The sequence below is a fragment of the Mesorhizobium sp. HAY1-8B genome, assembly GCF_056868045.1.
Genome location: NZ_CP200321.1, coordinates 624,039 through 643,659, shown reverse-complemented (window position 1 = coordinate 643,659; position 19,621 = coordinate 624,039). Strand labels below are relative to the sequence as shown.

Genomic DNA, 19,621 nt, shown 5'->3' with positions numbered 1-19,621 from the left:
GCAGCCTTTGACCGCAGTGCCCGACATCGAGTTTCGCGGCGTCACGAAGCGCTATGGCGCGGTGACCGCGGTCAGCGGCATTGATCTCTCTGTCCCGCCCTCCGCCTTTGTCGCCCTGCTCGGGCCGTCCGGCTGCGGCAAGACAACGTGCCTGCGCATGATCGGCGGGTTCGAACAGCCGAGCGAAGGCCGGGTGTTCATCCGTGGCCACGACATGGCCGGCACGCCGCCCTATCGGCGGCCGGTCAACATGGTGTTCCAGCAATATGCGCTGTTTCCGCATCTGGATGTCGAGGACAACGTTGCCTACGGGCTGCGCCAGGCACGGCCGCGCCTGTCGTCACGCGAGATCGGCCAGCGGTCCGGCGAAGCGCTCGAAATGGTGCGGCTTGCCGGCTATGGCGGCCGCAAGATCCACGAACTGTCCGGCGGCCAGCAACAGCGCGTCGCGCTGGCGCGCGCACTGGTCAACAAGCCGGCCGTGCTGTTGCTCGACGAGCCGCTGGCCGCACTCGACAAGAAGCTGCGCACCGACATGCAGATCGAGTTGCAAAACCTGCAGCGCGAGATCGGCATCACCTTCGTGCTGGTCACCCACGACCAGGAGGAAGCGCTGTCGATGAGCGATTTCGTCTGCGTCATGAATGGCGGGCGCATCGTCCAGCTCGGACAGCCGAGCGAGATCTACGACGAGCCGGCCGATCTATTCGTCGCCGATTTCGTCGGCAAGACCAATCTGTTGAGCGGCAAGGTCGCCGGGCATTCAGGCGATCTGGTTGATGTGGCGCTGGCCGACGGCACCGTCATTGCGGCGCGCAAGCGGACCGCTTTGCGGCAAGGCGAGACCGTTTCGGTCAGCCTGCGCCCGGAATCACTCAGCCTCGGCGCTCCGCAAAGCGGTCCGCTCAAGGGTATCGTGCGCAACCGCATCTTCCTGGGCTCGACCGCGGAATACGCGATCGAGGTCCAGGGCATCGGAACGCTGCTGGCCAAGGCCGATCATCTGATCGGCCAAGGCAATCTCTTCAAGCCGGGCGAACCCGTCGCCATCGGCTATGCCGCCGGAACGCCGTTGGCGTTTCCGGAAACCAAGAACAACGGGACCAACCAGAGGGTAAACCAAAATGTCGAAATCATATCGTGACGGACTGCCGATAAGCCCTGAAAACTTCGTCGACCAACTGATGCGCCTCAAGCGCGGCTCGATCGGCCGCCGCGACTTCCTAGGCCTTACCGGCCTCGGTATTGCGACGGCGGTGATGGCGCGTGAGATCGGCATCATGCCGACGCCGGCTTTTGCCGCCGAAAACCTGGGCGACCGTATGTCGATCGCCACCTGGCCCAACTACCATGATCCGCAGACCTTCGAGAACTTCAAGAAGGACACCGGCGTCGCCGTCGAGGTCAACGTGTTCGGCTCCAATGAGGAGATGCTGGCCAAGCTGCAGGCCGGCGCCTCTGGCTGGAGCCTGTTCGTGCCGACCAATTACACGATCTCGACCTACAAGAAGCTCGGCATCATCGAGCCGCTCGACATGGCGAAACTGCCGAATTTCGACGGTACGCAGGAAGACCCGCGCTTCACCTCGGAGGGCACGATCGACAAGGTGATCTACGCCGTGCCGAAGAACTGGGGCACGACAGGTTTCGCCGTCAACACCAAGAAGCTGACCAAGCCGATGACGAGCTGGAAGGAGTTCTGGGACACGGCGATGGCCGAGGGCGACAGCCGCACCATGGTGCACGACTACCAGCTGACCACGATCGGCAATGCGCTGAAATATTACGGCTATTCGTTCAACTCGCTCAAGCAGGACGAGCTTGCCAAGGCCGAGGAGCTGCTGCTGAAGGTCAAGCCGCATCTGTTCGCGGTCTCCTCCGACTATCAGCCGGGCATGCGCGCGGGCGACGCCTGGATGACGATGTGCTGGACCAATGACGGCGCGCAGTTGCATCGCGACATTCCCGAGATCGCCTATGTGCTGGGCAAGGAGGGCGGCGAGATCTGGACCGACTTCTACGCCATCCCGAAGGACGCGCCGAACAAGCCGGCCGGCTATGCACTGCTCAACTACCTGATGAACCCGCAGGTCGCGGTGAAGGAGCACCTTGCCAACGGCGCGCCCTCGACCGATGCTCGCGTCAACAAGCTGCTGCCCAAGGAAGTGCTCGACAATCCGATCCTCTATCCGGCGGCCGACCTGTTGACGCCGCTGGAGTTCGGCGCCGCGGCAACGCTGACCGATCCGGGCCGCGCCGAACTGATGGCGCGCTTCAAGTCGGCCTGAGGGTCGGCCTGACGGGGACAATTGACCGGCGGGCACATGCCTGCCGGTATCGGGGCGGTTCCAGATGTACGGCAACAGATTTCGTCATAATTTCCTGACCGCCTTGCTGCTTGCCCCGGCAACGGCGTGGCTGGTGGTGTTCCTGGTGCTGCCGTTCATCGCCATTGCCGTTTTCAGCGTCGGCGAGCGGGCACCGGAAGGCGGCTATCAGGCGGCCTTCACCTTCGCGCAATATGCCAACCTTCCGGCGCGGGCGACGGCCTTCTGGAACACGATGGTGCTGGCCCCGGTGGGCGCGCTGGCCTGTCTGCTCGTCGCCTATCCGGTCGCCTATTATCTCGCCCTGCAGGCGCCGCAGCGCTGGCGGCTGATCCTGCTGGCGCTGGTCGTCATTCCGTTCTGGACCAGCCTTTTGATGCGGACCTATGCCTGGATGTACATTCTGGGCGGACGCGGTATCCCGGCGCTGCTCGCCTTTGTCGGCATCGAGGATGTCAGGCTGATCAACACGCCGGGCGCCGTCCTGCTCGGCATCGTCTACGGCTATCTGCCGCTGATGATCCTGCCGATCTACGTCAGCCTCGAGCGGCTCGACCGAAGGCTCCTGGAAGCTTCCGCCGATCTCGGCGCGACGCCGCTGTCGACCTTCCTCGGCGTGACTCTGAAACTCTCGCTGCCGGGCGTGATGACCGGCTTCTCGCTGGTGATGATCCTGCTGCTCGGCGAGTATCTGATTCCGACGCTGCTTGGCGGCGGCAAGGTGTTCTTCATCGGCAATGCGCTGGTCGACCTGTTCCTACAGTCGCGCAACTGGCCGTTCGGATCGGCCATCGCCATCACGCTGGTTCTGGTTTCGGTGGTGGTGCTGATCGTGGCCAACCGCATCTCGACCCGCGTCTCGGGCGCCCGCCGGGTGGACCTGATCTAATGCGCGCCTTCGTCATTGCCGTTTTCGGTTTCCTCTATCTGCCGATCGCGCTGGTCGTGCTGTTCTCCTTCAATGCCGGCCGCCATGCCAGCGAGTTCACCGGTTTTTCGGTGCAGTGGTACGGCACGGCGCTGTCGAACCCGTTCCTGGTCGAAGCGCTGAAGAACAGCCTGTTCATCGCCACCACCAGTGCCCTGCTGGCGGCTGTGTTCGGCACCGCGGCGGCGCTGGGCCTCGCGCGTGTCGGAATCAGAACCCGGGCTGTCTTCGACGCGCTGCTGGGTGCCGCGATCGTGGTTCCCGGCGTCGTCATCGGCATCTCGACGCTGGTCGCGCTCGTCCAGCTGTTCGCCGTTGTCAATCCGTTCCTCGCCTCGATCTGGCCTGACGATCAGCCGCCGCGCCTGTCGCTCGGCTATGGTTCGATCATCGCCGCGCATGGCCTGTTCTCGATGGCGCTGGTGACGATGATCGTCGGCACGCGGCTCGGCAGTCTCGACCGCAACCTGGTCGAGGCCTCCAGCGATCTCTACGCGACGCCGCTGACGACGTTCCGCTCGATCGTGCTGCCGCAGATCATGCCGGCGGTGGTCGCCGGCTTCCTGCTCGCCTTCACCTTTTCCTTCGACGATTTCATCATCGCCTTCTTCGTCGCCGGCGCGCAGACGACGCTGCCGATCTATGTGTTCGCCTCGATCCGGCGCGGCGTGACGCCGGAAATCAACGCCATCGCGACGATCGTGCTCGTCGCCTCCGTGCTGCTCGTGGTGCTTGCCCAATGGCAGTTGCGCCAGCGCAAGCCGTCCAACTGAAAGCCGCATCATGATCCTCAAAGACCGCATCGCCGTGGTGACAGGCGCGGGTTCCGGCATCGGCCGCGCCGGCGCCATGATCATGGCCAGGGAAGGCGCGACGGTCGTCATCGCCGACAGGGACCAGGCCGGCGGCGAGGCGACAGCCTCGGATATCCGCGCGGCGGGCGGCAGTGCCGAGGCAATTGCCGCCGACGTTTCGGATGACGCGGATGTCGAGCAGCTCCTTGCCGGCACGCTCCAAAGGCATGGTCGCATCGACATCCTGCATAATCACGCCGGCATCCAGGTCGGCGGTACGCTGACCGAGGTCGGAACCGACGGCATGGATGCCTCGTGGAGGGTCAATGTGCGGGCGCAATTCCTGGCGGCGAGGATCGTCATGCCGTCGATGATCGCGCAAGGCGGCGGCGTCATCCTCAACACTGCCTCGAATTCGGGTGTCTTCTACGACCGCGAGATGATCGCCTACGCTACGTCGAAACATGCGGTGGTGGCGATGACGCGGCAAATGTCGCTCGACTATGCCCGGCACAATGTGCGCGTCAACGCGCTCTGCCCGGGCTGGGTCGACACGCCGTTCAACGAGCCGTTCATCGCCCAGATGGGCGGACGCGAGGCGATCGAAACCTATGTCCGCACCAAGATCCCGATGGGCCGCTGGGCGAATGCGGAAGAGATAGCGGAGGCGATCCTGTTCCTCGTCTCCGACCGGTCATCCTTCATGACCGGCCAGGCGCTGGTGATCGACGGCGGCGAGAGCATCGGCTGATCGCAGTGTTTGCGTCGTTAGCCAGTCCGCGAAGGTCGTCATCGCCTGCGAGTTCTGCCGCCTGCGTCTTGCCGACAGCCAGTAGCGGCCGACATCGACCGTGCTGCCGAAGGGCTGTACCAGCTGGCCGCAACCAAACTCGCGGCTGAACATCGAGACCGGCAGCAGCGCCACGCCGGCGCCCTGGACGGCCGCGTTGGCCATGGTGACGGAGGAATCGAAGACGATGCCCTTGATCGGTGGGCAATGGCGCCCCGCCGCCTCGAACCAGCGCAGCCACTCGTCCTCCCGGTAGGAGCAGAGCAGCGTTTCGCGGGCGAGATCGGAGGGATCGCGCAGGCGCGCGGCTATGTCGGGCGCGCAAGCAGGCGAGAACGAGCCTGACATCAGCGGCGTGTTGTCCGTCCCTTGCCAGGAGCCGTCGCCGAAGCGGATGGCGAAGTCGAGGCCGTCGGCGGCGAGGTTGACCCGGTTGTTGTTGGTCGAGATGCGCAGTTCGATGTCCGGATAGGCTTGGTGGAACAGCGCTAATCGTGGGATCAGCCAGCCCGAGGCGAAGGTGCCGACGACGCCGACAGTGACGATGTCGTGGAAGCGGCCGCCCTCGAAACGGTCGAGCGTGATGCTGATCCTGTTGAAGGCGTCGCTCAGCACCGGCAGCAAGGCTTCGCCTTCATCGCTTAAGGTCAGCCCGTGCGGCAGCCGGCGGAAGAGCCGGACGCCAAGCACCTCTTCAAGGCCCTTGACCTGATGGCTGATGGCGGCCTGGGTGACGCGCAGTTCGAGGCCGGCGCCGGTGAAGCTGAGATGCCGTGCGGCGGCCTCGAAGGCGCGCAAGCCGTTCAGCGGAAGATGCGATCGCTTCATCGGGTGCAGCCCTAATTTTTCTTATGGCGGAGGCGACGTTTACTCGTTTGCGATGGCGTCGGATCCGGTCCAGTTCTGCGGCGCGGGGCAACAGAGAGTGTGGACATGACGAGCAGACGCAGTTTCATTGGTGGTCTCGCAGTGGTTTTGACGGCGCCCATCACGCTTGGCGCGGTGGCGAAGGCGGCAACAAGCCCGACAAAATTTGATGGGGTCTTGCCGAAAATAAGGCGGATCGAAGCGAAAAGCGGCGGCCGGCTTGGTGTGGCCTGCCGGATCGCAGGAACGGCGGTTCAGTTCGGTTATCGCGAGAACGAGCTGTTTCCGATGTGCAGCACCTTCAAGACGCTGGCCGCGGCGCTCATCCTGCATCGCGTCGACGGCGGCGTCGAGCAGCTCGACCGCAGCATAGAGGTGCCGCATGACGCCGTTGTCGCGAACTCGCCAACGACCAAGAACCATGCCGGCGGCGCAATGACGGTGGCGCAGCTTTGCGAGGCCGCGGTGACGGTCAGTGACAATGGTGCGGCCAATCTGCTGCTGGCCTCCTTTGGCGGACCGCCGCAACTGACCGCTTATCTGCGCTCGATCGGCGACACGGTGACCAGGCTCGACCGGATCGAGCCGGAGCTGAACGAATCCGTGCCGGGCGACCCCCGCGATACGACCTCGCCGCTAGCCATGATCGAGGATTACGAGCGCCTCGCTCTCGGCGACAGCCTGTCGCAAAAGAGCCGGGTGCAGCTTGTCGACTGGCTGGCGGCCAACAAGACCGGCGACGACCGCATCAGGGCAGGACTGCCGAAAGGCTGGAAATGCGGCGACAAGACTGGCACCGGTGAGCATGGCAGCACCAATGACGCGGCGGTCATCTGGCCGATGTCAGGCAATCCGGTTCTGATGTCGGTCTACCTGACCGGCACCAAGCAGAGCCTGGCCAAGCGCAATGCGACGATTGCCTCGGTCTCGCGCGCCTTGGTGGAAGCAATCGAGGCATGAGCCGTCGGAGCAGCGCGGCTGTGCCGTGCTGCATTTCTCACACATGCTTGCGGCCGCCTGTCTCGCGGAACCAGCTGTCCGGGTAGGGATACCACCAGCCCTGGATTTCGGGCTTGTGGTCGATGATGACCATCTTGGAACGGCGGAAGGCATCGAGCCCCTGGCGTCCAAGCTCGCGGCCAAGGCCTGATGCCTTCCAGCCACCGAAGGGCAAGGCGTCATTGTCGATCAGCGGGTTGTTGACCCAGACCATGCCGGCTTCGAGCCGCTCGGCCGCCTCATGCGCCTCGGCGAGGTCTGTCGTGAACACCGAGGCGCCGAGCCCGAACGGGCTGTCATTGGCAAGCCGGATCGCCTCGTCGAAATCCTTCACCCGGCAGATGGCGGCGACCGGCCCGAAACATTCCTCGCGCACGATCGCCATGTCAGGGGTGACGCCGGTCAGGATCGTCGGTTCGTAGAACCAGCCCGTGTTGTGCGCTGGCGGGATGCGCCCGCCGGTGACGGCCTTCGCGCCGTGCGCAATGGCGTCATCGACCAGCCGCATCACCTTGGCCCGCGCACTCTCGCTGACCAGCGGACCGATCTCGGTCTTGTCCATGCCGTTACCGATGCGCAGCGCGCGTGTCCTCTCGGCGAACAATTCGACAAAGCGGTCGTGCACGGCGTCGACGACGAAGAAACGCTCGGCCGAGGTGCAGACCTGGCCGGTGAGGTGGAAGGCGGCGGTAACGCTGCCGGCGGCCGCGACCTCGAGCGGGGCGTGTTCGCTGATGATCAGCGGATCGCTGCCGCCTGCCTCGATGACGCAAGGTTTCATGCGCTCGGCGCAGGCCACCGCGACCGCCTTGCCGGCGGCGACCGAGCCGGTGAAGGCTACCGCATGGGTGCGGTCCGAAGTGATCAGTGCCTGCGCGGTGACCGCGCCGCCCGGCAGGCAGGAGACAAGGCCTTCCGGCAGCGAGCGGAACACGGCCATATAGTCCAGCGTCGACAGCGTCGTCGCCTCGGCCGGCTTGATGATGCAGGCATTCCCCGCGGCAAGCGAGGCGGCCACCGTCCAGCACATCAGCAGGATCGGAAAATTGTAGGGCATGATGTGGACGGAGACGCCATAGGGCTCGTAGCGCGCATATTGGAAGGAGCCGGCCTGCGTCGTGCCGGCGACCTTGCCGGCGTCGTCGCGCGCCATCTCGGCATAGTAGCGGAAGATCGGCGCGCAATTGGCGATCTCGCCGATGGCTTCGGGATAGGGCTTGCCCATCTCTCGCACCATCAGTTCGGCGCAGCGGGTGAAGTCCGCCGCCTCGATGGCATTGGCGACAGCATGCAGATGCCTGGCTCGGCTCTTGGCGTCGAGTTTTTTCCAGCTAACCTGCGCCGTGGTTGCGGCAGTGAGCACGGCGTCGATTTCGTCGTCGCTGGCCGCGGTGATGGCGCCAACCGTTTCAAGCGTGGCCGGGTCGATCACCGGTTTGCTTGCGCCAGCCATCGGCCGGTAGTCCGGATTGACGAAGAAAGTCGGCTGGTCAGGGGAGAAATGCATTCTTATCCTTCTCCACGCGTGGAGCCTTTTTTGAGGATTCGCGCTGCGGAGCTCAGCGGATCATATAGACCTTCTTGATGGTCTCATGGACGGTGCAGACGCCCTTCCAGTCCTGCGGAAAGAAGGCCGCCGTGTCCGGCTCGATCTCGATCACCTCGCCGGATTCATGCACGTAGGTGCAGCGGCCTTCGAGGAAGTGGCAGAACTCGTCGCGGGTAACGTGGCAGTGCCATTTGCCAGGGGTGCAGACCCACAGGCCGCACTCGGAGCGGCCCTCGGGCCCTTTGTGCAGCAATTTACCCGAGGTGTGGGATTGCCCCTCGATCATGGTCGGGATGATGCCCCAGTCGACGAGGTCGGCGATGGCCAAGGGGGATTGCATGATGGGTGTGGTCATATCGATTTCCTTGAAATGGGCTCACCGGCACATGAAGGCCTTGGTCAGCGTTTGCGTGATGATGGAGATGCCGGTCCAGCCGGCGGGGAAGAACACGAGCGTGCCGGCCTCGACCGGAATTTGCTCCCCATTCTCATGGACATAGCTGCCGTGACCCGACAGGAAGTGGCAGAACTCGTCGGCGGCGAAGGTGACCTTGCGGGTGCCCGGCGTGCATGACCACAGGCCGCATTCGCTCGATCCGTCCGGGTTCTGCGACAGGATCTTGCCGGAGGCGCGCGGCGCGCCGGCAAGCGTATTGCTGCCCGCGCCCCAGTCGTCCAGTTCTACGGTTGAGGCCTTTGGCCAGTGCGGTGTCGGCATGTCAGCTCCTCGGTCAGGCCAGCATGTAGACGTTGCGCATGGTCTCATGCACGGTGCATTCGCCTGTCCAGCCGGCGGGAAACATGACCACGGTCCCGGTCGACACTTCTATCACTTCACCGACATCCGATCGGTAGGTCGCGCGGCCGGCGACGAAATGGCACAATTCATCGCGCGGGATCGAGAGCCGCCAGCGGCCCGGCGTGCACACCCAGATGCCGGATTCCGGCTGGTTGTTCGGACCCTTGTGCACCAGCCTGCCGGTGGAATGCGAGGCGCCTTCCAGTGCATCGGGCTGGGTGCCCCAGTCGACGAGGTCGGTGCGGGTGGAGGCGTGGTGGAGGTGTGGGGCGGAAGAGGTCACAGCAGCGCCTCCAGCAACCCAGCCGCCTTTTCCGGCCCGTTCTGCGCGTGCATCTGTGCCGACGTCTTCGCCAGCCTCGCCTTCATCCTGGGATCGGTCAGGCAGGTCTCGATCTTCGCGATCAGCTCGGCATCGCTCCAGTCGTAGCGCGGCATGCCGAAGCCGTGGCCGGTTTCCTCGACCCGGGTGGCGTTGTCGTGGCCGTCCCAGACATAGGGCATGATGATTGCCGGCTTGCCGAAATAGAGGCATTCGGTGAACGAGTTGTTGCCGCCGTGATGGATGACGGCGTCAACCTGCGGGATGACCGAAGGCTGCGGGAACCAGCTCTCGACGATGACGTTGCCGGGCACGTCTGTGTACTGGTCCTTGTAGCCGCCGACATTGATCAGCGCGCGGTAGCGCGTCTTGCCTAGCGTTGCGATGATGCGCTTCAGCAAATCGACATCGCCGGCCCCGAGGCTGCCGAAAGAGACATAGAGCAGCGGGCCATCATTGTTCTTCGCGAAGGTCGGTACCGCATAGGGCTTCTCTTGCCGTACGCAGCCTTCGAGATACTGGAATTGCGCCGGGTCGAGCGGATGGCGGCGCTTGAATTTCGCGGCCTCGGGATAGAGCAGCAGGTTCAGATAGGGCGACGCCTCGAAGAACTGGCCGACCGGATAGGGCGCTTCGTTGTTGGCTGTGAGAAAGGCATTGAAGTCGTCATGGATCGGCTTGATCACCGCGTTGAAGTGATCGCGGTAGCGCTGGTGCCCGGCGTGGTCATTCTCACCGCAGCCGGAGAGATGCGGCGGGATGTCCTCGTCCTCGATCTCGTTTTCCGAGCAGGAGATGACGCGTACCCATGGTTTGCCGAACTGCTTTATCGCCGGGAACAGGATGACGTTGTCGACGCAGATCACGTCGGGCTTGATGGCGGCAAGCACGCCCGGCAGATCCTTCTGGGCCCATTTGGCGCTGTCGACGATCGCGCTCCAGCAATCCTTCACATAGTTGTCGACCTGGTCGTAGGGCGACTTGCGGAAGTTCGGGATGTGGCCGTTGATGAAATCCTCCCAGAACTTGGCCATCTGCTCGGGCGGCATCGGTTCGGAGAGGTTCACCGGATGCGCCTCGAAACCGTAGCCCCTGTAGACCTCGACAAAGCCGGGGTCCGACAGGAACACAGCCTTGTGGCCGCGCGCCTCGACGGCTTGCGCGATGCCGACGGAATTGAGCGCCGGGCCGTAGGCGGCTTCGGGAAAAAACGCGATCGTCTTCTGCGCCATCAGGCTTCTCCTCTATTCCTCAAAAATTCTGACGTCGGCGGCGTCCCAGCCGAGTTCGAGCTGGTCGCCTGATGCGACAGGCCTGCGGTCGGCGGCATCCGCGGTGACGCGCACCAGGAACGGCCTTGGCGACAAAGGCGTGCGGACATGCAGCTGCAGGTCGAGTCCGTGATAGGCCAGCGCCTCGACCGTGCCGGTCGTGCGGTTGGCGGTCTCGGCTGACGGGAACAATCGGATGCGTTCGGGCCGCACCGAGGCAACCGCCGATGCGCCAGGTGAAAGTGTGGCGGGGACCTTGCCCGTGATGCGCGCGCCGTTTGCAGCGACCACGCCATCGGCGGCGGCCTTGCCGGGCACGAAATTCATCACGCCGATGAAGTCAGCGACGAAGCGGTCCGCGGGATGTTCATAGATCGCGTGCGGCGTGTCGCATTGCAGCAGCCTGCCGTCTTTCAGCACCGCCATGCGGTCGGCCATGACAAGCGATTCTTCCTGGTCGTGGGTGACGATGACGAAGGTGATGCCGACCTCGTGCTGCAGGCGCTTCAGCTCCAGCTGCATGGCTCCGCGTAGTTTCTTGTCGAGCGCGCCGAGCGGCTCGTCGAGCAGCAGCAGCCGGGGGCGCTTGACCAGGGCACGGGCGAGCGCGACGCGCTGCTTCTGGCCGCCGGACAATTGCTCAGGCTTGCGGTCGGCGAACGGGACGAGTTCGGTGGTCGCCAGGATGGCGTCGACGCGTGAGCGGATTTCTTTAGCCGGCAAGCGCTCCATCTCCAGCCCGTAGGAGACATTGGCACGCACGCTCATATGCGGGAACAGCGCGTAGGACTGGAACATCAGATTGACCGGCCGCTTGTTGGGCGGCGTCCTGGCGATGTCTTTGCCGTCGAGCAGGATGCGTCCGTCGGTCGGCGTCTCGAAGCCGGCCAGCATGCGCAGAAGCGTGGTCTTGCCGCAGCCGGAGGGCCCAAGCAGCGCGAAGAACTCGTTCTCCCGGATATCGAGCGAGATGCCGTCGACGGCGGTGACGCGGCCGAATTTCTTCGACACATGGTCGATGGCCAGCAGCGTGCGCGGTTCGCTCATTGGCCGATAATCCCTCGATTGAGCCGCTGCGACAGGGTCAACGCGGTGATGGAGACAGCCATGACGATGGTTGCCAGCGCATTGATCTCCGGCGTGATGCCGAAGCGGATCATGGCGTAGATCTGCATCGGCAGCGTGGTCGAGGCACGGCCGGCGCCGGATGTGAAGAAGGCAATGATGAACTCGTCGACCGAAAGCGTGAAAGCAAGCAGCGCGCCGGCGATCACCGCCGGCAGGATGACCGGCAAGGTCACGCGCCGGAACGTGGTTACGGCGGAGGCGCCGAGGTCGGCGGAGGCCTCGACGATCGACCAGTCGAAACTCTTCAGCCGGGCACGCACCACCGAGCAGACAAAGGCGAGGTTGAAGACGACATGGGCGAGGATGATGGTATGCAGCCCCATGGTCAGGTTGAGCATGGAAAAGAACGACAGCAGCGCGATCGCCAGCACGATGTCGGGAATGATCATCGGCGCGAAGATCAGCGCTTCCAGGCCCTTGCCGTATTGCCGGCGCATCTCGACGCCGATCGCCAGCAGCGTGCCGAGCAATGTGGCGATGGCGGTGGAGACCAGCGCCACGATCAGCGTGTTGAGCGCGGCGGAAAGGATCGCGGAGTTGTTGGCCAGCGAGACATACCATTTCAGCGAAAAGCCCGACCATGCCGTCGGCAGCCCGCCTTCGTTGAAGGACAGTGCCACCAGCACGCCGATCGGGATGTAGAGGAAGGCAAAGACGAGGCCGAGCACGAGCCAGAGCGTGCGCCGCGTGGCTGGGGAACGCTCAGCCATCGGCATTACCGTTGGCCTCGGCCGCCCGCCCCGAGGCGCGGTCGGCGGCCAGCGCTTGCGCCATCAGCACCAGCAGCATGATGGCGATCAGCGCCATGGCGAGTGCCGCGCCGAAGGGCCAGTCATTGGCGGTCAGGAACTGGTCGTAGACGAGATTGCCGATCATCTGGAAGCGGCCGCCGCCGAGCAGCGCCGGGGTGACGAAATTGCCGATCGACAGCACGAAGACGAAGACCGCGCCGGCGGCGATGCCGGGCACGGTCAGCGGCAGGACGACACGGCGAAAGGTGGTGGCGGCCGAGGCGCCGAGATCACGTGAGGCTTCGGCAAGCTCCGGGTTGAGCCGGGACAAAGGCGCGTAGCAGGCGAGGATGACGAAGGGCAAATAGTTGTAGACCAAGCCGGCGATGACGGCGCCTTCGGTATAGAGCATCGACGGCGGCTCGCCGGTGTAGCCCAACCACCGCAGCAGTTGCGTGATCAGGCCTTCGCGGTTGAGCAGCACGATCCAGGCATAGGTGCGGATCAGGTAGTTGGACCAGAACGGCAGCACGGCGAAGAACAGGAACACCGGCTGCCACCGGCGCGGTGCCGCGGCAATGGCATAGGCGGCGGCATAGCCGATCACCACGGCGATCAGGGTGGCGCTGCCGGCGATGCGCGCCGATTTGAGGAAGATGCCGGCATAGAGCGGGTCAAAGACCAGCCCGAAATTCTCCAGCGTGAAGGTGTAGTCGATGCCGCCATAGATGCCGCGCCGGAAGAAGGCGAGCGCCAGCACCAGCGCGCACGGGACCACCATCAGCGCGGTCAGCCAGACCAGCGCCGGGGCCATCAGCAGGGAGGAGCGAAGTCGGGTCTGGGACAATTTAAGGTACCGCTCAGGGCCGGCAGCCGAAGCGCTGCCGGCCGTGATATCCGTGCCGCCTACTGGGCGGCCTTGATCTCGCTGACGATCTTGGAATAGTCGCGCTGGGCTTCGCCGACATCGCGCAGCTGTTCGAACTTGACGAGGTCGGCCACCGGCATCGCCATGTTGGGGAATTTGGCCAGGAAGTCGGCCGGCAGGCTTTCCATCGCCGGCTTGTTCGGCACCTTGTAGTCGATGTTCTGCGCCGCCCAGGCGTGGTTCTTGGCGTCGAGCATGAAGTTGATGAACTTGAAGGCGTCGTCCTTGTGCTCGGATGCCTTCATCACCACCATCGTGTCGACCCAGAGGTCGGAACCTTCCTTCGGGATGACGTATTTGATCTCCGGCTTTTCGGCGATGCCGTAATTGCACCAGCCGTCCCAGGCCTGCACCATCAGCGCTTCGCCCGAAACCAGCTTGGAATAGAAGGTGGTGTCGTCATAGGCGAGCAGGGTCTTCTTGGCCGAGATCAGCAGGTCCTTGACTTCGGCCATCTTGGCCGGATCGGTCTCGTTGACGGAAAAGCCCTTGTCGAGCTGGCCGGCGGCCAGCAGCCAGCGATCGGTCGCCAGCATGGTGGTCTTGCCCTTCAGCTCGTCGGAAGGGGCGAGCAGGTCGCTCCAACTCGTTGGCGCCGCCTTGACGAGGTCGGAGCGGTAGCAGAGGCCGGTCGTGCCCCAGGTGTACGGCACCGAGAAAGTGTTGCCGACATCGTGCGGCAGTTTCGTTGCTTCGGGATAGAGGTTGGCGAGGTTGGGGACCTTGGCGTGGTCCATCGGCTCGGTCAGGCCAAGCTTGTTCAGCACTTCGGCGAAGGGCGAGGACACGAAGACCACGTCATAGCCCTTGCCGCCGGCGGCGATGAGCTTGCCCATGATCTCTTCATTGGTGGCGTGCACCACGACCTCGCCGGAGACGCCGGTCGTGGTCTTGAAGGCGGCCATGGCATCGGGCGCCATGTAGCCGTCCCAGTTGGAGATGACGAGGCCGGCGGCCATTGCCGGTGCGGACAGCGCCAGGGCAAGGCCGACAGCGATTGAAGAAACCTTGAGCGCACGGCGCCGCGGGCTGGTAGCGGTCATGGCAGACTCCCATTCCGGTTGATCGTCGAATTCTGTGCTGGACCGGTCGCGACCCATGCCGCTGCCCTCGATCCTGTTCCCTCGGTCTTTTTATCGCCGATTGCGCTGACAGTACTATTGCAGAAAAAAGTACGTCAATCCATAATTTGCCAACCGACCGAGGAATCTGGCCGATTGCGCTTGTCCCGGCGATCGGCCAAACCAGTGAGATCCCATCCGTCCGCCGAGACCAGTCATGCAAGCCGCAGCCCGACGACCTCGCACCAACCATCTCGATCTGGCGCAGCGCATCCTGGACGTGGCGCGGCAGCGCGGCTTCGAACCCGGCGCGCGCCTGCCCGAGCAGCAGATCGCTTCGCTGTGCAATGTCTCGCGCACGCCGGTGCGGGCGGCACTCAGCCTGCTGGCGGAGCGGGGCGTCGTGCGCTGGGAGGCCGATACTGGTTACCACCTGGCGGTCGACCTCGCCGCGCAGCCGGCCATTGCCACCGAGCTTCCCAGCGCGGAGGAGGACGAGCTGGCCGAGGCTATCCTGCGCGACCGCTCGGCGCGCAGGCTGGACCAGACGGTGACCGCCGCGGCGTTGATGCGACGCTACAGCGCCGAGAGGAAGACGGTACTAAAAGCGCTTAATAAACTGACAGAAGAGAATCTTCTGGACCGTGCGCCCGGCCAGTCATGGCTGTTCCGCCGCACGCCCGACGATCCGGAGGCGCAAGGCGAAAGCTACGAATTCCGCCTGGTGCTGGAGCCCGTGGCGATCCTGACGCCGGGCTTCCGGCTGGACGGCGCGCGGGCTGCGGCCTTGCGCCAAGGCATGGACGCGCTATCGGCGCTGCCGGATGCCGCGTTCGACACGCGCGAGTTCCAGCGGCTGGATATAGATTTTCACAGCATGATCGCCGAGGGCTGCGCCAATCGCTTCGTCGCCGACGCGCTGGCCGATCACCTCAGGCTGCGCCGGCTGCCGGGCCTCTATGGCGGCGTCAACGTCTTCCGGCTCCGGCAATCCTTGCTGGAACACCTGAACATACTCGACCATCTCGAAAGCCGGCAGTATGAGGTGGCTGCAGATCTGCTTCGCATCCACCTGCGGCTCTCCCGCAACCAGCGACCGCAGGCGGCCAGCCGCGGCGCCCCCGCGCTGTTCGGCATGATCAGCCGGCCGGAATGAAGAGGATTAATTGACGCGTAAAGCCAGCCCGACCATCGCGCTGTTTCCCGAAGCCAGTTTCGGGGCGGCGCTGAATTGCGTCGGCATCGCGCAGGCGTTGCGGGCCAAGGGCGCCCGGCCGGTCTTCATCTGCCATGCGGGCTTCGCCGGTGTCTTTGCCGACTATGGTTTCCAGGAATACCAGCTGCCGACCGACGAGCCGCTGAGTGACAGCGAGCGCCAGAGCTACTGGCAGGCCTTCGTGCGCCGGCACCTGCCGCATTTCAGGCTCAGCCCGATCGACCAGCTCGAAACCTATGTCGCGCCGACCTGGCAAGCGATCGTCGATACGGCGGTCAATGCAGAGGGGCCGCTGCGCCAATTGCTGGCGCGGCTGAAGCCCGACGCGGTGGTGCTCGACAATGTCATCATGTTCCCGGCGATCGCCGCCGCCGGCTGTCCCTGGGTGCGTGTCGTCTCCTGCGCCGAGACGGAGCTGCCCGACGCCCGGGTGCCACCTTACCTATCCGGCCTCGGAGCCGATGACCCGCAACGCGCGGCGTTCGAGGCCCGCTATCTCTCGGCCTCCGCGGCCGCGCATGACCGCTTCAATCGCTTTCGCGTGGACGCCGGCCTGGCGCCGTTGCCGAAGGGCCTGTTCCTGGAAAGCTCGCCCCACCTCAATCTGCTGCTGACGCCGACGATCGTGCGCCGCGAGCGTGCCGAGCCGCTCGATCCGGCCCGCTTCGTCTATCTCGAAGGCTGTGTGCGATCGGAAGGACCGTTCGAGGTGCCGGTCTTCCCGCGCAATGGCGGACCGCTGGTCTATGTCAGCTTCGGCAGCCTCGGCGCCATGGATGTCGGGCTGATCGAGCGCATGCTCGCCGTCTTCGACAGGCTGCCGGCGCGTTTCATCGTCAATGCCGGCGGCCTGCGCGACGCCTATCGCGCGGTGCCGGACAATGTCTATCTCGACGCCTGGTTTCCGCAGCCTTCGGTGGTGGCGAAGTCCGACCTGTTCATCCACCATGGCGGCAACAACAGCTTTTGCGAGGCGCTGCGCTTCGGCGTGCCGTCGCTGATCATGCCCTATTGCTGGGACGGACACGACAATGCGCGCCGCGCCGAAGAGACCGGTACCGGCGACCATATCGGCCGTGACGGCTGGACCGAAGGAGTATTGGAGAGAGCCATTCTCGGCCTGCTGGCCGATGCCGCCATGCGCGCCCGCCTGAGGGACAATGCAGTCCAGATGGCGCTGAAACCCGGAACGGACGTGGCCGCGCAAGCCATACTCTCCCTGATACGGACGTGAACGAAATGCTCGACAAGAACACGAATACCGCGATCAACGACCCCAAGGCCTGGCTGGCCCAGCACGGCATCAACGAGGTCGAATGCCTGGTGCCCGACATGAACGGCGTGCTGCGCGGCAAGGCGCTGCCGACGGCAAAATTCCTCAAGGCGCTGGAAGACCGCGCGCTCTATCTGCCAAGCAGCGCCTTCCTGGTCAGCATCGACGGCCGCTATTCCGGCTCGATCGACGAGGGTTTTGCCTATTCGGACCCGGACATGCGCATGGTGCCTGACGTTTCCACGCTCTGCTTGGCGCCCGGCGCTGGGGCGGGGAAGGCCTATGTCTTCGCCGACGCCTTCCATATGGACGGCAGGCCATGGATGGCCTCGCCGCGCCATGTGCTGCGCGCCGTGCTCGATCTCTACCGCCAGCGTGGCTGGCGGGCCGTGGTGGCGCCGGAGGTCGAGTTCTATCTGACCGCGTACAATCCCGATCCGGACAGGCCCCTGACCGCGCCGGTCGGCGCCAATGGCCGCACTGAGACCGTGCAGCATCCCTATGACATGGCGGCGCTCGAGGAGTTCGAGCCGGTGATCCGGCGCGTCTATGAGTATGCCGCGGCCGCCGGGCTGCCGCTCGACACGTTGATCCATGAATCGGGCACGGCGCAGCTGGAGATCAATCTCCTGCATGGCGACGCGCTGCCACTGGCCGACCAGGTGCTTTTGTTCAAGCGATTGACGCGCCAGGCCGCGCAGCAATGCGGCATGCATGCGACCTTCATGGCCAAGCCGATCGCCGCGCAGGCCGGCAGCTCGATGCATCTGCACATGTCCGTCGTTGACGAGGCGGGCAACGCGCTGTTTGCCGGCGCGGATGATGCCGACACCAAGATGTTCGGCCATTTCGTCGGCGGCTTGCAGAAATATATCCCTGAAATCATGCCGCTGTTCGCGCCCAATGTGAACTCGTTCCGCCGCATAAGACCCAACCACAGCGCGCCGGCCAACATCGAATGGTCGCACGACAACCGGTCCTGCGGCCTGCGCGTGCCGGCCGGAGGGCGCGCGGCGCGACGGGTGGAGAACCGCTTGCCGGGCGCCGATTCCAATCCCTATCTGGCGATCGCCGGTTCGCTGCTCGCCGGCTATCTCGGCGTCGAGCAGAAGCTGGCGCGCTCGGCCGAGGCGTCGGGCAATGCCTACAAGATCAAGAGCACGCTGCCGAAGACCATGGAGGAGGCGCTCGATCGTTTCGAGGCTTGCGATCCGGTCCGCAAACTGCTCGGCGAGGATTTCTTCCAGACCTATCTGCGCGTCAAGAGCGTCGAGCTCGACCTGTTCCAGAGCGTGGTGACGAGCTGGGAACGCGACCATCTGCTGTTGAAGGTGTGATCATGGCATCTTCAACAGGCTTCAATTCCGGTCTCGATATCGGCAAATCCTACTATGTCGCCACCGCCAATCCGGCGCCGGACCATCCGGCGCTCGCCGGCGATGTCGAAGCCGACCTGGTCGTCGTCGGCGGCGGCTGCACCGGGCTGTCCGCCGCGCTTCACGCCGCCGAGCGCGGCCTGAAGGTGGTGCTGCTCGAAGGCGGCAAGATCGGCTGGGGGGCCTCGGGGCGCAATGGCGGCCAGATGATCCCCGGCCTGCGCAAGGGCGCCAAGGGCCTGGTCAAGCTCTACGGTCCCGAGCGGGCGAAGGTGCTGTTCGACCTCGCCTTCGAGGCGCGCGGCCTGGTGCTCGACATCATCAAGCGCCATGCCATCGATTGCGATCTGAGACTGACCGGCCATCTGGTCGGCGCGGTCAACGGTTCCGACCTCAAGGATCTGGAAGAAGAGGCCAAATGCCTCGAGAGCGTGATGAAATTTCGCGACGTCGAGATCCTGTCGGCGACGGCCGCACGCGCCAAGGTCGACACGCCCTATCACGGTGCCATGTACGAGCCGCTTGGCGGCCATATGCACCCGCTGAACTACACGCTCGGCCTTGCCAGCGCGGCCGTGGCCGCCGGCGTCGTCATCCATGAGAACTCGGTGGCGGTGAAGCTGGAGCGTGAGCCTTCCATCCGCGTCTCGACGTCAAAGGGTTCGGTCCGGGCCAAACATGTCGTGCTGGCGGGTGATGCGCTGCTGCACGGGCTGGAGCCGCGCGTCAACAGCCGCATCATGCCGGTCGGCAACTACATCGTCGCCACCGAGCCGCTGGAGGGCAAGCGCAATGTCATCCCGGCCAATGTCGCGGTGTCCGATACACGCTTCGTCGTCAATTACTACCGCATGTCGGCGGATGGCCGCCTGCTTTTCGGCGGCGGCGAGCGCTACACGCCGTCGCCGCCGGCCGACATTGCCGGCTTCGTGCGGCCGCATATGGAAGGCACGTTTCCGCAGCTTAGGGGCTGCCGCATCGATCATGCCTGGGGCGGCCTGGTTTCGGTGACGACGTCGCGGCTGCCGCATGTCGGGCACTATGGCGAGGTCTATTTCGCGCATGGCTATTCCGGCAAGGGCGTCATCCTGTCGACACTGTCGGGCAAGCTGCTCGCCGAAGCGATCACCGGCGATGCCTCACGGCTGGATTTGTTCTCGACGCTCACGCCCATGCCGTTCCCCGGCGGCACGGCGCTGCGTGGGCCACTCTATGTACTGGGCATGCTATGGTACGCGATGCGGGACCGGATCAAGCATTGA

General features: G+C 64.6%; 20 protein-coding genes. 10 read left to right on the top strand and 10 right to left on the bottom strand.

Annotated features, from left to right (window positions below; translation table 11 throughout):
• Positions 1–7: 7 nt before the first annotated feature.
• The 5 genes from AC1VON_RS03200 (at position 8) to AC1VON_RS03180 (ending at position 4,800) form a co-directional block, all read left to right on the top strand.
• On the top strand, positions 8–1,144 hold the full coding sequence (locus tag AC1VON_RS03200; protein WP_483120378.1) for an ABC transporter ATP-binding protein: 1,137 nt from the start codon (positions 8–10) through the stop codon (positions 1,142–1,144).
• Complete coding sequence (locus tag AC1VON_RS03195; protein WP_483120377.1) at positions 1,125–2,288, top strand: ABC transporter substrate-binding protein; 1,164 nt, start codon at positions 1,125–1,127, stop codon at positions 2,286–2,288. The genes AC1VON_RS03200 and AC1VON_RS03195 overlap by 20 nt, the downstream gene beginning before the upstream one ends.
• A gap of 64 nt (positions 2,289–2,352) precedes the next feature.
• Positions 2,353–3,216 carry an ABC transporter permease gene (locus AC1VON_RS03190; RefSeq protein ID WP_172347958.1) on the top strand — a complete coding sequence of 288 codons (864 nt, stop codon included), beginning with the start codon at positions 2,353–2,355 and terminating at the stop codon, positions 3,214–3,216.
• Positions 3,216–4,028 carry an ABC transporter permease gene (locus tag AC1VON_RS03185; protein ID WP_172371803.1) on the top strand — a complete coding sequence of 271 codons (813 nt, stop codon included), beginning with the start codon at positions 3,216–3,218 and terminating at the stop codon, positions 4,026–4,028. Before AC1VON_RS03190 ends, AC1VON_RS03185 begins: the two co-directional genes overlap by 1 nt.
• A gap of 10 nt (positions 4,029–4,038) precedes the next feature.
• Positions 4,039–4,800, top strand: a complete 762-nt coding sequence (locus AC1VON_RS03180) for an SDR family NAD(P)-dependent oxidoreductase (protein ID WP_483120376.1) — start codon at positions 4,039–4,041, stop codon at positions 4,798–4,800.
• Here AC1VON_RS03180 and AC1VON_RS03175 read toward each other — a convergent pair.
• Positions 4,744–5,667 (bottom strand): LysR family transcriptional regulator, encoded by a 924-nt coding sequence (locus AC1VON_RS03175; protein ID WP_483120375.1) that lies wholly within the window; start codon positions 5,665–5,667, stop codon positions 4,744–4,746. The two genes, AC1VON_RS03180 and AC1VON_RS03175, sit on opposite strands and share 57 nt — an antisense overlap.
• 105 nt (positions 5,668–5,772) lie before the next feature.
• Between AC1VON_RS03175 and bla the strand changes: the two genes are divergently transcribed.
• Entirely contained in the window at positions 5,773–6,666 is an 894-nt protein-coding gene (gene bla, locus AC1VON_RS03170) for a class A beta-lactamase (protein WP_172347962.1), read from the top strand.
• A gap of 37 nt (positions 6,667–6,703) precedes the next feature.
• On the opposite strand, the gene AC1VON_RS03165 is transcribed toward bla, so the two are convergent.
• The 9 genes from AC1VON_RS03165 to AC1VON_RS03125 form a co-directional block, all read right to left on the bottom strand.
• The gene (locus AC1VON_RS03165) at positions 6,704–8,212 is read right to left on the bottom strand and encodes an aldehyde dehydrogenase family protein (RefSeq protein ID WP_483120374.1); all 1,509 of its coding nucleotides are present in this window, start codon (positions 8,210–8,212) and stop codon (positions 6,704–6,706) included.
• Between the two features lie 52 nt (positions 8,213–8,264).
• Positions 8,265–8,609 (bottom strand): cupin domain-containing protein, encoded by a 345-nt coding sequence (locus tag AC1VON_RS03160; RefSeq protein WP_172347964.1) that lies wholly within the window; start codon positions 8,607–8,609, stop codon positions 8,265–8,267.
• Between the two features lie 21 nt (positions 8,610–8,630).
• Positions 8,631–8,972, bottom strand: a complete 342-nt coding sequence (locus AC1VON_RS03155; protein WP_483120373.1) for a cupin domain-containing protein — start codon at positions 8,970–8,972, stop codon at positions 8,631–8,633.
• Between the two features lie 13 nt (positions 8,973–8,985).
• The gene (locus AC1VON_RS03150) at positions 8,986–9,336 is read right to left on the bottom strand and encodes a cupin domain-containing protein (RefSeq protein WP_172347966.1); all 351 of its coding nucleotides are present in this window, start codon (positions 9,334–9,336) and stop codon (positions 8,986–8,988) included.
• Positions 9,333–10,607 carry a glycosyltransferase gene (locus tag AC1VON_RS03145; RefSeq protein WP_483120372.1) on the bottom strand — a complete coding sequence of 425 codons (1,275 nt, stop codon included), beginning with the start codon at positions 10,605–10,607 and terminating at the stop codon, positions 9,333–9,335. The genes AC1VON_RS03150 and AC1VON_RS03145 overlap by 4 nt, the downstream gene beginning before the upstream one ends.
• A gap of 12 nt (positions 10,608–10,619) precedes the next feature.
• On the bottom strand, positions 10,620–11,693 hold the full coding sequence (locus tag AC1VON_RS03140; RefSeq protein WP_483120371.1) for an ABC transporter ATP-binding protein: 1,074 nt from the start codon (positions 11,691–11,693) through the stop codon (positions 10,620–10,622).
• Positions 11,690–12,484 carry an ABC transporter permease gene (locus tag AC1VON_RS03135; RefSeq protein ID WP_483120370.1) on the bottom strand — a complete coding sequence of 265 codons (795 nt, stop codon included), beginning with the start codon at positions 12,482–12,484 and terminating at the stop codon, positions 11,690–11,692. Before AC1VON_RS03135 ends, AC1VON_RS03140 begins: the two co-directional genes overlap by 4 nt.
• Positions 12,477–13,319, bottom strand: a complete 843-nt coding sequence (locus tag AC1VON_RS03130) for an ABC transporter permease (protein WP_483126263.1) — start codon at positions 13,317–13,319, stop codon at positions 12,477–12,479. Before AC1VON_RS03130 ends, AC1VON_RS03135 begins: the two co-directional genes overlap by 8 nt.
• A 92-nt stretch (positions 13,320–13,411) precedes the next feature.
• Positions 13,412–14,476: a polyamine ABC transporter substrate-binding protein gene (locus AC1VON_RS03125; RefSeq protein ID WP_483120369.1), complete on the bottom strand. Its 1,065-nt coding sequence runs from the start codon at positions 14,474–14,476 to the stop codon at positions 13,412–13,414.
• Between the two features lie 235 nt (positions 14,477–14,711).
• Between AC1VON_RS03125 and AC1VON_RS03120 the strand changes: the two genes are divergently transcribed.
• Genes AC1VON_RS03120 through AC1VON_RS03105 form a run of 4 tightly spaced genes read left to right on the top strand, consistent with a single transcriptional unit; the run spans position 14,712 to position 19,621 of the window.
• Positions 14,712–15,650: a GntR family transcriptional regulator gene (locus AC1VON_RS03120; protein ID WP_172347971.1), complete on the top strand. Its 939-nt coding sequence runs from the start codon at positions 14,712–14,714 to the stop codon at positions 15,648–15,650.
• Between the two features lie 10 nt (positions 15,651–15,660).
• Positions 15,661–16,944, top strand: coding sequence for a glycosyltransferase (locus AC1VON_RS03115; RefSeq protein ID WP_483120368.1), 1,284 nt, complete (start codon positions 15,661–15,663; stop codon positions 16,942–16,944).
• 5 nt (positions 16,945–16,949) lie between these two features.
• Positions 16,950–18,320, top strand: coding sequence for a glutamine synthetase family protein (locus AC1VON_RS03110; protein ID WP_483126262.1), 1,371 nt, complete (start codon positions 16,950–16,952; stop codon positions 18,318–18,320).
• A gap of 2 nt (positions 18,321–18,322) precedes the next feature.
• A complete protein-coding gene (locus AC1VON_RS03105) occupies positions 18,323–19,621 on the top strand; it encodes an NAD(P)/FAD-dependent oxidoreductase (RefSeq protein ID WP_483120367.1) in 1,299 nt (432 codons plus the stop codon).

Bases quoted from the DNA above. Each gene is read 5' to 3' on its own strand.
- AC1VON_RS03110 (WP_483126262.1), top strand. From the start codon at position 16,950: ATGCTCGACAAGAACACGAATACCGCGATCAACGACCCCAAGGCCTGG.
- AC1VON_RS03145 (WP_483120372.1), bottom strand. From the start codon at position 10,607: ATGGCGCAGAAGACGATCGCGTTTTTTCCCGAAGCCGCCTACGGCCCG.
- AC1VON_RS03120 (WP_172347971.1), top strand. From the start codon at position 14,712: ATGCAAGCCGCAGCCCGACGACCTCGCACCAACCATCTCGATCTGGCG.
- AC1VON_RS03190 (WP_172347958.1), top strand. From the start codon at position 2,353: ATGTACGGCAACAGATTTCGTCATAATTTCCTGACCGCCTTGCTGCTT.
- bla (WP_172347962.1), top strand. From the start codon at position 5,773: ATGACGAGCAGACGCAGTTTCATTGGTGGTCTCGCAGTGGTTTTGACG.
- AC1VON_RS03125 (WP_483120369.1), bottom strand. From the start codon at position 14,476: ATGACCGCTACCAGCCCGCGGCGCCGTGCGCTCAAGGTTTCTTCAATC.
- AC1VON_RS03185 (WP_172371803.1), top strand. From the start codon at position 3,216: ATGCGCGCCTTCGTCATTGCCGTTTTCGGTTTCCTCTATCTGCCGATC.
- AC1VON_RS03105 (WP_483120367.1), top strand. From the start codon at position 18,323: ATGGCATCTTCAACAGGCTTCAATTCCGGTCTCGATATCGGCAAATCC.
- AC1VON_RS03130 (WP_483126263.1), bottom strand. From the start codon at position 13,319: ATGGCCCCGGCGCTGGTCTGGCTGACCGCGCTGATGGTGGTCCCGTGC.
- AC1VON_RS03195 (WP_483120377.1), top strand. From the start codon at position 1,125: ATGTCGAAATCATATCGTGACGGACTGCCGATAAGCCCTGAAAACTTC.
- AC1VON_RS03155 (WP_483120373.1), bottom strand. From the start codon at position 8,972: ATGCCGACACCGCACTGGCCAAAGGCCTCAACCGTAGAACTGGACGAC.
- AC1VON_RS03180 (WP_483120376.1), top strand. From the start codon at position 4,039: ATGATCCTCAAAGACCGCATCGCCGTGGTGACAGGCGCGGGTTCCGGC.
- AC1VON_RS03175 (WP_483120375.1), bottom strand. From the start codon at position 5,667: ATGAAGCGATCGCATCTTCCGCTGAACGGCTTGCGCGCCTTCGAGGCC.
- AC1VON_RS03140 (WP_483120371.1), bottom strand. From the start codon at position 11,693: ATGAGCGAACCGCGCACGCTGCTGGCCATCGACCATGTGTCGAAGAAA.
- AC1VON_RS03135 (WP_483120370.1), bottom strand. From the start codon at position 12,484: ATGGCTGAGCGTTCCCCAGCCACGCGGCGCACGCTCTGGCTCGTGCTC.
- AC1VON_RS03160 (WP_172347964.1), bottom strand. From the start codon at position 8,609: ATGACCACACCCATCATGCAATCCCCCTTGGCCATCGCCGACCTCGTC.
- AC1VON_RS03165 (WP_483120374.1), bottom strand. From the start codon at position 8,212: ATGCATTTCTCCCCTGACCAGCCGACTTTCTTCGTCAATCCGGACTAC.